Source organism: Streptomyces sp. NPDC000880, from assembly GCF_053599675.1.
Genome location: NZ_JBSFMS010000088.1, coordinates 21,057 through 31,413 on the forward strand (window position 1 = coordinate 21,057; position 10,357 = coordinate 31,413).

The 10,357-nt window shown below is 70.6% G+C and carries 8 protein-coding genes; 3 read left to right on the forward strand and 5 right to left on the reverse strand.

The genetic code is table 11. The annotated features are described in order from the left end of the window. Positions 1-61: 61 nt before the first annotated feature. The gene (locus ACWDO5_RS24800) at positions 62-1,369 is read left to right on the forward strand and encodes a CAP domain-containing protein (protein WP_450532550.1); all 1,308 of its coding nucleotides are present in this window, start codon (positions 62-64) and stop codon (positions 1,367-1,369) included. Between the two features lie 199 nt (positions 1,370-1,568). Here ACWDO5_RS24800 and ACWDO5_RS24805 read toward each other — a convergent pair whose 3' ends face one another. From ACWDO5_RS24805 to ACWDO5_RS24825, 5 genes are all read right to left on the reverse strand, one after another. After that, positions 1,569-2,327 (reverse strand): oxygenase MpaB family protein, encoded by a 759-nt coding sequence (locus ACWDO5_RS24805; RefSeq protein ID WP_450532551.1) that lies wholly within the window; start codon positions 2,325-2,327, stop codon positions 1,569-1,571. Continuing rightward, complete coding sequence (locus tag ACWDO5_RS24810) at positions 2,324-3,598, reverse strand: MAB_1171c family putative transporter (RefSeq protein ID WP_450532552.1); 1,275 nt, start codon at positions 3,596-3,598, stop codon at positions 2,324-2,326. Before ACWDO5_RS24810 ends, ACWDO5_RS24805 begins: the two co-directional genes overlap by 4 nt. After that, the gene (locus ACWDO5_RS24815; RefSeq protein ID WP_450532553.1) at positions 3,591-4,031 is read right to left on the reverse strand and encodes a hypothetical protein; all 441 of its coding nucleotides are present in this window, start codon (positions 4,029-4,031) and stop codon (positions 3,591-3,593) included. Before ACWDO5_RS24815 ends, ACWDO5_RS24810 begins: the two co-directional genes overlap by 8 nt. A gap of 119 nt (positions 4,032-4,150) precedes the next feature. Then, positions 4,151-4,516: a helix-turn-helix domain-containing protein gene (locus tag ACWDO5_RS24820; RefSeq protein WP_450532554.1), complete on the reverse strand. Its 366-nt coding sequence runs from the start codon at positions 4,514-4,516 to the stop codon at positions 4,151-4,153. Between the two features lie 508 nt (positions 4,517-5,024). Continuing rightward, positions 5,025-6,551, reverse strand: a complete 1,527-nt coding sequence (locus ACWDO5_RS24825) for an SDR family oxidoreductase (RefSeq protein WP_450532555.1) — start codon at positions 6,549-6,551, stop codon at positions 5,025-5,027. 465 nt (positions 6,552-7,016) lie between these two features. On the opposite strand from ACWDO5_RS24825, the gene ACWDO5_RS24830 reads away from it, so the two are divergent. After that, the gene (locus ACWDO5_RS24830; RefSeq protein ID WP_450532556.1) at positions 7,017-7,325 is read left to right on the forward strand and encodes a hypothetical protein; all 309 of its coding nucleotides are present in this window, start codon (positions 7,017-7,019) and stop codon (positions 7,323-7,325) included. Positions 7,326-7,461: 136 nt separating this feature from the next. After that, positions 7,462-9,705, forward strand: coding sequence for an ATP-binding SpoIIE family protein phosphatase (locus ACWDO5_RS24835; protein WP_450532557.1), 2,244 nt, complete (start codon positions 7,462-7,464; stop codon positions 9,703-9,705). The last annotated feature ends 652 nt before the right edge of the window (positions 9,706-10,357 follow it).

Here is a 10,357-nt window from a genome sequence, read left to right on the forward strand (position 1 = left end):
TCCGGACAACGCCACCCAGGAAGGTGGCGGGTGAGTCTCTCTTTCCAGACGGGCGGCGCCGATGAGCGACTTGGTTCCTGGAGGCAACCTGCCACTGCCGGACGGCGCGCTGTCGCTCCGGGTGCCGGGGCCCTTCGATCTCTCGGTTCTCATCACCGGCGATGACGGGAAGGTCGCGGGGGACGACGACTTCGTCTTCTACAACCAGCCGTCCGCCCCCGGCACCCGCCTGCACGCCGACACGATCAACGTGGACCGGCAACGACTGCGGGCGGGAGCGAGCCGTATCACCGTGGTCGTCAGCCCCGCCGATCCCGGCGCGCCACTGAGCCGCCTGCCCGTCCCCACCTTGTCCGTCAGCGGGAACGGCGGGGGTGTACTCGCACGGTTCACTCCCGCCCGTACGACGCACGAGACGGTTCTGCTGCTCGCGGAGATCTACCGGCGCGGCACCGTGTGGAAGCTGCGTGCCCTCGGCCAGGGGTACGCGGACGGGCTGGCCGGAGTCGCCCGCGACTTCGGCATCGAGGTCACGGACGACGACGCCGCGCCCGCCCCCTCGCGGACCGTCTCGGCAGGCACAGGCAGCACGGACGGCTTCACCGGGCTCGTCAACTCCGAGCGCGCCAAGGCCGGCGCTCCTCCAGTGGCCCGGGAAGCGCGGCTCACCGCAGCAGCGCAGGCTCATGCCACGAGCATGGCGAATCAGGGCCGACTCGCCTCCGAGGGCCCGGACGGAACCTCCGTCTTCCAACGGGTCACCAGCGGCGGATACGCCTATCTGCGCATCGCGGAACACCTGGTATCCGGCCCCCGCACACCGGCGGAGTTCGTGGAGTACTGCCTGACCGCGGAGAGGACCCGGCGTCCGCTGCACGACACCGCATTCACCGAGGTGGGAATCGCCGACGCCGTCGATGCCCGCTCCGGGGACTTCTACTGGACGGCGCTGTGGGCCCTGCCGTTCACCGCGGACGGCCTGACGCGGACCGCGACCGAGGTCGTCACACTCACCAACGCGGAGCGCGCCGCGGCGGGTCTGCCGCCGCTGACCGGTGATCCGCGCCTGACCGCGGCCGCCCAGGCCCACAGCTCGGACATGGTCGCGCGCGGCTTCTACTCCCACACCTCACCCGACGGCTCCGAGCCGTGGGACCGCGCTGCCATCGCGGGATGCACGCACCGTGGCATCGGCGAGAACATCGCCTGCGGCCAGCGCTCCCCGGCCGAGGTGGTCCGGGGCTGGATGAACAGCCCCGGACACCGGGCCAACATCCTCAAGCCGGACTTCACACACATCGGAATCGGCTTCGCCGGCGGCGGGCAGGCCGGCACCTACTGGACCCAGCTGTTCGGCCTGTCCCCGTAACTCCACAGCGGCGGTCGGCCGGGCCGGACGTCCTGGCCGACCAGGACACCGCACGCTCAACCTCCTGCCCCAACCGTGCCCTTCAGCGCAGCCGACAGCGGTCAATCAGGGCGTTCAGACGCCCGGCGTCGCCCCCCGGACGCGGTGCCCCCGGCCAGGGCCGCGGTCCGGGTCGGGCCGGAACAGCGCGCGGCTGTGCTCAGGAAGCACCACGCCGGGAGCGTGCCCGAGCCCGTAGCGCGCAAGTCACCAGAGCGCGAACCGGCGCGGGCGGGCGGCGTACTTCCAGGGCCGTGCGCAGTGGCTGGTCCAGCAGCGACGCGGCCACCGCCGGAGCGAGCGCGGCCAGGGGAGCGGGCAGCCGGGCTGCCAGCAGACCCCTGCTGGCAGCCTCCCAGAGCGCGCGACCCGCCGCGCTGGGGGCGAAGCAGCGGCTTTCGTAGTCGCGCATCCAGCCTTCCTCGTCGGCCAGATGACCGTCCGGGGGACTGGGCAGACCGAGGGCGTCCGACAGGCCCAGATGGAAGGTGTACGCCGCGTCCCGTTCCTCACCCGTGACCGTCCGGTATCCGTGGTCGTCGATAAACCGCAGCGGGCACACGGTGAAACAGGCCAGGACATACCGCATCAGCTCAGGCGTGATGCCGGGCCGATCGTGGACGCGGCGCAGCCCGTCGACGATCCTTTGCCCGTCGGCGCTGTCCAGCCCTACTCCGATCAGGGAGAACATGGCCGCCCCGGTCGCCTTGGCTCGGATGCGCGGCTCGGTGGTCATCCGGCCGGTGCCGTACAGCACTCGGGCGATGTCCGGAATGCCGAAGGTCCGGACGAAGCCCAGGGTGAGTCCGACCCGGGACTCCTCCGGCATCGTCTCCAGGACGAGCCGTGCGTAGGCGCGGTGCGCGGCTGGGGGCACCTCCCAGCCCCCCGGGGGCTGGGGGAGCGTCCCGGCGGTCATCCGGTCGCGGTGGCGAGGGCCAGCGCCTCGCCGGTCAGGGGCCCGTACAAGCTGCGGGCGACGCGCACCAGGTGTGCCCGCTCCTGGGCCGGTTCCGCGTCCAGGCCGGGCAGCGGAGTCTGGTCCTCGCGCGGGTGCGGCGGGATCCCTGTGTTCAGCGCCTCGACGGCGAATCGCAGCGCGGCGGCCACGATCAGTGCCGCCCGGTCCTCGTCGTCCAGGCCGGCCCGCTCGGCGACCTGGGTAGCACCGGTGACAACCGCGGGATCGACCCACGGGCGCAGCGTCAGCTGGCCGTCCCGGATCTCCAGTCCACGCCGGGCGGTGCGCCACTCCAGGTCCCGGAACGCCAGCCGCTCGGTCCAGGCCGAGGGGGGCGCTTCCAGGGCCAGGCGCCGGTCTGCCCGGTACACCAAGTCCCACAGCGGGCGCAGGGCTTGGTAGTCGCGGCGCCGACGCGTCCATGCGGCGGCGGCGGGTCCGGCGAACCCGGCGGTGATGAGCACGGCTCCGATCGCAGCGAACCCAGGGCCGAGGGCAGTGCTGAGCCATTCCGTCCCGATGACCCTCTCCCTGGCCTCGCCGGGGGTATCCCCGGTGAAGGCCGCACCGATCGCAATGACCTTGCACACGACGTAGCCGCAGGCGACGAATCCACCGAGGGCGATCATCCGGATGCCCCGGCGTAGCCACCCGGGCGGCAGCCGGGAGGCGTGCCCGAGGCACACCCGGCTGATGTCGATCAGCGCAAAGCCGAACAGCGCCTGGTAGATGACCAGGAATATCGCGATCTGCGGAATCGTCGCGAAGGTGGTGTCGAACGTGAGGGGTGTCTCCGGGCTGTCGGTCCCCCCGGTGAAGAACAGGACGATCATCACCGGGACCAGGACGGCGAACACCGCGAGGCGCCGCCGCACCTCGCGCCAGGTGTACGCGCCGGCCGCGTCCCACACCTGCGAGTCGGCGCGCTCGCTCGGCGCGGTCCACATCCGTGCCAGCACCACGGCGGCGGCGGAGAAACCCGTGATGCCCAGGTAGACCACCAAAGTCGCCAGGTTGCCGAGGTTCGCGATCCGGTCGATCAGCCGGTACACCAGCGGCGCGGCCACCACGAACGCAGTCGCGGGCGCCGCGATCGTCAGGGCGACGACGAGCAGGCCGAGGGACGGGTCCCGGCGCCACGCCCGGATCTTCAGACCGGCCACGGCCCAGGCCACCGTGCCGATGCCGAGGTAGACGATGTCGAACGGTGTGTCAGGTATGTCAGACATGCTGGCCTTTGCGGTGCTCCAGCGCGGGCGACAGTTGGGGCGTGGTCCCGGCGCCGGGCGCCAGCATGAGGATGCGCGTCAGCTCGGCCCCCAGGATCTCCGCTTCCTCTTCCGCCGCGTCATGGTAGTGGGAGCGGCCGAGGACCAGTCGGATCATGTCGGCGTCGATGGTGGGCAAGTCCACCTGTGCCGTCCCCTCTCGCACGGCCGGGGGCTCGGCCAAGTGCCCGCACAGGAGGTGGGCGAGCTCGTGGCAGATGATGTGGGCCTGGTGCAGGCCCGAGGTCTCCTGCTCGAAATAGATCACGTCGGTGTCCGGGCGGCGTTCGACGAATCCTGACGGCTCGCCCACCTGCATCCGCCGCGGAACCAGCCGGACGGGACGTCCGGCCCGGTCGGCGACCGCCGCGCACAACTCCTCCGCCGTGCTCATCGGCGGAAGCTCCAGCTGTCTGACCATGGCCCGCATCCGGCGGCGGGTACGTCCAAGATCTCGCACGTTCTCCCCATCAGCCGACCGCCAGTGCCCCAACGGCGTTTGCTGGTAGTCGGTCACGCCTCGGAGCTGCCGTCGGGCAGCCCGACCGCCTTGCGCAGTTGTTCCACAACAGTGAGGGCAGCGTCCTGCATCTCAGGGGGCAGGCCGGCCGCCCGCATCGCGATGCGTTCCACCCGGGCGTCCCGTAGTGCTTCGATCTTCCGCAGATCCCGGTCGACGGCCTGGGCGGTGGCGGAGTCGCTGAAGTAATCCAGCGGAATGCCGAAGAACTTGGCGATCTTCACCGCGTTCTCCAGACTGGGCTTCTGAGTGCCTTTGCGGAGGTTGCCGATATAGGTACCGCTCAGACCGGTCCCTTCAGCGATCTCCGAGTCGCGCCAGGGGCGGCCCAGATCCTTCGGATAGATCACCGAGATCACGCGCCGGAAAAGAGCCGCGAAGTCCAGAGAGTCCGCCGGCTCCTCACCTTCGCCAGGTCGAAGAGCCGACGCTTCTGAGCGTGGAGAATCGGGGGCCATGTGCCGGATCATAGAACTCTGCGGCCCTCAGCGTGGATCCACCCACCGTACCGATTCAAACGATCGTTGCGAGTAAACCGGCCCAAAAGGACCAGTTGACGCAGAATCACCACCGCTCGCCCGTCAGGCAATCAACAATAGTTGACATGCTCTCAGCTCAAGTGCAGGATCGACAACCTGGCGCATGAACCTCGCGGCCGTTCCTGGCGGCCGTTCCTCGCGGCCTGCGGATCCGCAGCCGCTGGGCGCTGCTGCCCTACGGGGGTGGGCAACAGCGCCCAGCAATGCGCCCCTCAGGCCGCGGTCCGTCAGCCAGGGCAAAAGCCGCCCAGGCGGGCTTCCCGGAGAGTGCTGGGATCGGATTCACGGCGTCAGCCCGGATTCACGGCCTCATCCCGGTTTCACGGCCTCAGCCCGAGTTCGCGTCGTGGCCGTCATGGGCGGCGTCCGCTTGGAGTGCGGCCCGCGCGATGTTGCGGGCCATGCCGCCGAACACAACCGCATGGAACGGCGACACGCTCCACCAGTAGACATGCCCGAGCAGACCGCGCGGGTGGAACAGCGCCCGCTGCCGGTAGCAGGCCCGGCCTTGCTCGTCCCGGTCGGAGTACATCTCCAGCCAGGCGAGCCCCGGCAGGCGCATCTCGGCACGCAACCGCAGCAGCCGGCCCGGTTCGATCTCCTCCACGCGCCAGAAGTCCAGCGAGTCCCCCACCCGCAGCCGTGCTGCGTCCCGGCGGCCACGGCGGAGTCCGGCGCCTCCGACCAGCCGGTCGAGCCAGCCTCGTACCGCCCAGGCGAGCGGGAAGGAATACCAGCCGTTGTCACCGCCGATCCCTTCGATGACCTGCCACAGCGCCTTCGGTGACGCGTCGACAGCGAGCTTGCGTCGGTCGGTGTAGAGGCTGCCCCCGGCCCAGTCCGGGTCCGAGGGCAGGGGATCGCTCGGAGCGCCGGGCAGCGAGGCGGAGGACCAGCGGGTGGTGACCGATGCGTCGCGTACGCGCTGAAGGGCCAGGGTGAGTGCCTGGTCGAAGCCGATCGGTGCACCGGGCGGATCGGGTACGTACTGGGCGATCTCGTGCTCGCGGCAGACGACCTCGTGGCGAAGCGACTCGGCCAGCGGCCGTGCGAGGGAGGCGGGAACGGGAGTGATCAGGCCGATCCACAGGCCGGAGAGACGGGGTGTCAGCATCGGTACGCGCAGGATGAAGCGGCGGGGCAGGCGGGAAACCACCGCGTACCGACGCATCATCTGCTCGTATGTCACGACGTCGGGCCCACCGATGTCGAACGCGCGGTTCACCTCGTCGGGCATCCGTGCACTGCCCACCAGATACCGCAGCACGTCCCGGACGGCGATCGGCTGGATACGGGTGCCGACCCAGCTCGGGGTAACCATGACCGGCAGCCGCTCGGTGAGGTAACGCAGCATCTCGAAGGACGCCGAACCGGAGCCGATGATGACCGCTGCGCGAAGCACGGTCGCCGGCACAGCCGAGCCGAGGAAGATCTCGCCGACCTCGGCGCGGGACCGCAGATGTGGTGACAGTTCGTGTTCCGGCACATCGGCCGGGGTCAGCCCGCCCAGGTAGACGATGCGCCGTACGCCCGCGGCGCGGGCCCGCTCGGCAAACACCCGCGCGGCCTTCCGGTCGGTCTCCTCGAAATCGTCTCCGGCCCGCAGGGCGTGCACAAGGTAATAGGCAACATCGATACCGCGCAGGGCGTCGCCGAGCGAATCCGGGTCGGTCACATCCCCGCGTACCACCTCGGCGCGTCCTGCCCAGGGGTGGTCGCGCAGCTTGTCCGGAGACCGGGCCATGCACCGTACGCGGTACCCGGCGTCCAGCAATTCGGGCACCAGCCGACCGCCGATATACCCCGTCGCGCCTGTCACCAGACAGTGCAGGCTCCGCGTGTCCCGGCCGCTCATGGAAGCCTCCGATCCGCGAGGGTCCGCCAATGCCACTCTCGCCCCTGTCGACGGATTCCGCTCTTGGGGCGGCCCCGGATGCGGTGCCGCCCTCCGCAGGCGCTCACTCAGGTGGTGCTGGTCAATGGAACCGGTGACGCCCCGGCCAACGAGCACACACTGAACGCCCGCGCCCGGACGGAACGCGACGGATAGGCCCGTACCACCTCATCACCCGTCTCGACCCTAGCGGCCCCGGCCAACCGCCGGTCCCCGTACGCCGGTTCATCGCGCGCAGCGCGGACGGTGACCGTACGGTGCTCGTCAGCGCGCCGCTGGACGGCGCCGATCCGGGTCGTTTCCTCGTCGAGTCCGACGCGGCCCGCCGGCTCCTCGGCCCGTGGGTACTGCCCGTTGCCGAACTTGCCGCCCCCGTCCGAAACCCCCTGGTACGCCTCTCCGTACCTTCCCGTACTCCCGCTACCGGTGGCGCTCGCCGTACACGGCGGCCCGCTGCCCGAGCGCACAGTCCGAGCACTGGGGGCAGCCCTGGCGGAAACCCTTACGGGCGCCCACGCCATCGGCATCACGCACGCCGGCCTGCCCCCCGCCTCCGTACTCCTCGCCTGGGTACGTTCACTGCCCGACTCCGCCGGCGCCACCGTACGGCGGATGCTGCTGCACCGGATCGACGACGGCGACGCCACGGTGACGCACGGCCGAGGACTGGCCGAGGGCACATGGCGCGGCGTCCGGGCCCGCAGCAGGCTGCCGCCGCGGCGGCAGCCTCCCTGAGGCGTACGGCGCAAAGCGGCTCATCGCCGACATGAGTGCCGTGACGTCACAAGGTCCATAATAAGGATGTACCGCCCAATGTCCTTCGGCCCCTTTCCGCCGTCCTTTGCAGTGCCCGCACTATCAAGAGACCGTTATGGACTTCGAACCAGAGCCTGCGGATTCCCCCCGCAACGCGGCGATGGCAGCTGCCCTGCGCCGGGTCCAGAACCGCCTGCTGCCCAGTACGGCGACGGTGTACCTGCTGACGGCCGGCGGTGACGCCCTGGGCGCCGCGATGACCATGGACACACCGCTGAGCTTCACGATCACGCCCGGGATGGCCGCGGACGACCCGCTCTACACGACCGCTGTCGCCTACCACACCGGCGAGCTGGTCGTGATGGATCCCGAGGACATCCGCACACTGAACCAGGACGATCCGGCGACCATCCTGTACGTGCCGTTCCCCATGCGGGTGGCGGCCGTACCGCTCCGGACGGAGCGGCACCGGCTGGGCGCGGTGACCCTGCGTTGGGCGCCGGCGCGCGACATCCCTGCAGAGGGGCTGGAATACCTGTCCGCCGCCGCGGACGAACTCGCCGTCGAGCTGGAGAAATGGGCGGAGCGAGGTACCTCGATGCTGGCGCCTGCGATACCGGTGTTCATCTCCGGTGCGCACGGCACGGCCCCGCTCCGGCCGGGGACCACGGAGTCCGCGGGGACGCCCCTGGACAGCGCCCGGAGGGGGTCGGGCGACGCCCTGAGCGGGAGCAGCACCTTTCTGTACCAGTTGCAGCGGCTCTCCACCCAACTCACCGCCGCCGGGCGCACCCGGGACGTGGTGGCCGCCACGCTGGACCAGGTGGTGCGCCCCCTCGGTGGGAACGCCGTGATGCTGTGCCTGGCCGAGGGAGGCCGGCTGACTGTCGTGGGCTCGGCCGGCTTCTCGAAGGAGGACCTGCGCAGTGTCGAGGGGGCGCTGCTGACGCGCAGCACTCCGGAGACGGACGCCACGGTGAATATCAAACCCATGTGCTTCGAGACGGTCGAGGACCTGCACGCTGCCTACCCCGATCTCGACAGGTACGACGGTGGCCGGGCCAGGGCCTTCTTGCCGCTGATCGCCGACGGCCGGGCGGTGGGCTGCTGTGTGCTCGCCTCCGACCAGCCGCGCACTCTGCGGTACGAGGAAATGGCGGTACTGATGATCATGCTCGGGCAGGTCGGCCAGTCACTGGCACGGGCCCGTTCCTACGACCTGCAGTACGCGCTCACCCGCAGCACGCAGCAGGGCCTGCTGCCGCGCAGCCTGCCGCACTTGGCGGAGATCGTCACCACCGCCCGCTACCTTCCGGCGACCGCGGGCGCCGATGTGGGCGGCGACTGGTACGACGTGATCCGGCTGCCCGGCGGGGGTATCGGCCTGGTCATCGGGGACGTCGAGGGGCACAACCTGGAAGCGGTCAGCGTCATGGGCCAGCTGCGCAGCGGCGTGCGCGCCTACGCGACCGAGGGCCACGACCCGGCCAGCGTGCTGACCCGCAGCAACCGGCTGCTGGTCGGATTCGACACCGACCTCTTCGCCACCTGCTGCTGCATGTGGCTCGAGCTCGACACCGGGGTGGCCTGCATCGCCAGCGCCGGCCACCAGCCGCCGGCCATCACCGACGTGGAGGGCCGGATGATCGACCCCCGGCTGACCGTCGGGCCGCCGCTCGGCGTGGACGCCGGGATGGCCTACGGCCAGTCGTACAGCGTGCTGCCGCCGGGCGCCATCGCTGCCCTGTTCACCGACGGCCTGCTGAACGCCCGCCGGCTGGGTACCGACGGCGGTACCGACTGGCTACTCGACCGCCTGGCCGAGGGCCGCGGGGAGGACCTGGAGGTCCTGGCCGACCGACTGGTGGGCGGCCGCGACCCGCGGGCGCACCGCGACGACGACATCGCGCTGTTGCTCACGCGCTATGAGGGCGCACCAGAGGGGACGCCGGGCCGGGTGGCGCGCATGTCGATCCAGCGCCACGACCTGCAGCAGGTGCGGCAGCTTCGGCACTTCCTGGGCGACGTGATGCGCGGCTGGCGTATCGAGGGCATCCAGGACGACCTGGAGCTGCTCGCCTCCGAGGTGGTGACCAACGCCCTGATCCACGCCCACAGCGAGGTGGACGTACGGCTTCGTGAGTATCCCGACCGGATCCGCGTGGAGGTGCGGGACAGCGATCCGCACCCGCCCGTGCCGGCCGCGGTCCTGACCATGGACGAGGGCAGCAACCAGGAGTCCGAGTCGGGGCGCGGCCTGCTGATCGTGGAGGCCGTGGCGTCCCTGTGGGGCAGCTCGCCTGCCGGACGCGGCAAGACGACCTGGTTCGAACTCGCTATCCCGGCCGCGGGGCGCTGAGGCGGGGCGGGCGCGGCCGGCGTCGGCGTAAGCGTAGGCGAACAGGTCCTCCAGCGTGCGAAGCCTGATGCCGGGCCGGCACGGCGAACCCGCCGCGGCTCGCAGCGGTCGGACGGGCCGGCACGGCGAACCCGCCGCGGCTCGCAGCGGTCGGACGGGCCGCCACGGCCAGGGTCCTCGGTCGTGCCCTCGGCCTCGGTCAGGTGGGCGGCGAGTGCGGACGACTCGATCTCCGGGAGAAAGTCGGCCAAGGCCTGCTCGCCCTCCCGGTAAACCGCCTCCAAGCCCTCGAAGTAACCCGTGTCCTCGTCCGCGTCCCGCATCCAGACGGTGAACTCGACCCGGATACCGCCCCTGTACGGGTGGATCCAGGCTTTGACGTCACCCTTGTCCCACGACGTTTCGAAGCCGTTCTTCGGCCGTCCGCCGGCCTCCCAGCCCTGAGCCTCGAACTCCGCCGCCACGCCCTCGCCGGTCAGCGGGGCGAGACTCCGGATGCCTTCCAGCAACTCGACTACTGCAGCCATGCGCTCATTCCACTCATGCCATTGCCTGGAGGAGTGTCATGAATTAGGTGTGTACCTCCCCGTAGGAGTCACCTGATGAGTACGACAACGGATCACCTGATCGAGGCCGCTGACGGTGTGTCGCT

Excerpts from the sequence above, each read along its gene's own strand:
- ACWDO5_RS24800 (WP_450532550.1), top strand. The coding sequence starts at position 62 with ATGAGCGACTTGGTTCCTGGAGGCAACCTGCCACTGCCGGACGGCGCG.
- ACWDO5_RS24805 (WP_450532551.1), bottom strand. The coding sequence starts at position 2,327 with ATGACCGCCGGGACGCTCCCCCAGCCCCCGGGGGGCTGGGAGGTGCCC.
- ACWDO5_RS24810 (WP_450532552.1), bottom strand. The coding sequence starts at position 3,598 with ATGTCTGACATACCTGACACACCGTTCGACATCGTCTACCTCGGCATC.
- ACWDO5_RS24815 (WP_450532553.1), bottom strand. The coding sequence starts at position 4,031 with ATGAGCACGGCGGAGGAGTTGTGCGCGGCGGTCGCCGACCGGGCCGGA.
- ACWDO5_RS24825 (WP_450532555.1), bottom strand. The coding sequence starts at position 6,551 with ATGAGCGGCCGGGACACGCGGAGCCTGCACTGTCTGGTGACAGGCGCG.
- ACWDO5_RS24835 (WP_450532557.1), top strand. The coding sequence starts at position 7,462 with ATGGACTTCGAACCAGAGCCTGCGGATTCCCCCCGCAACGCGGCGATG.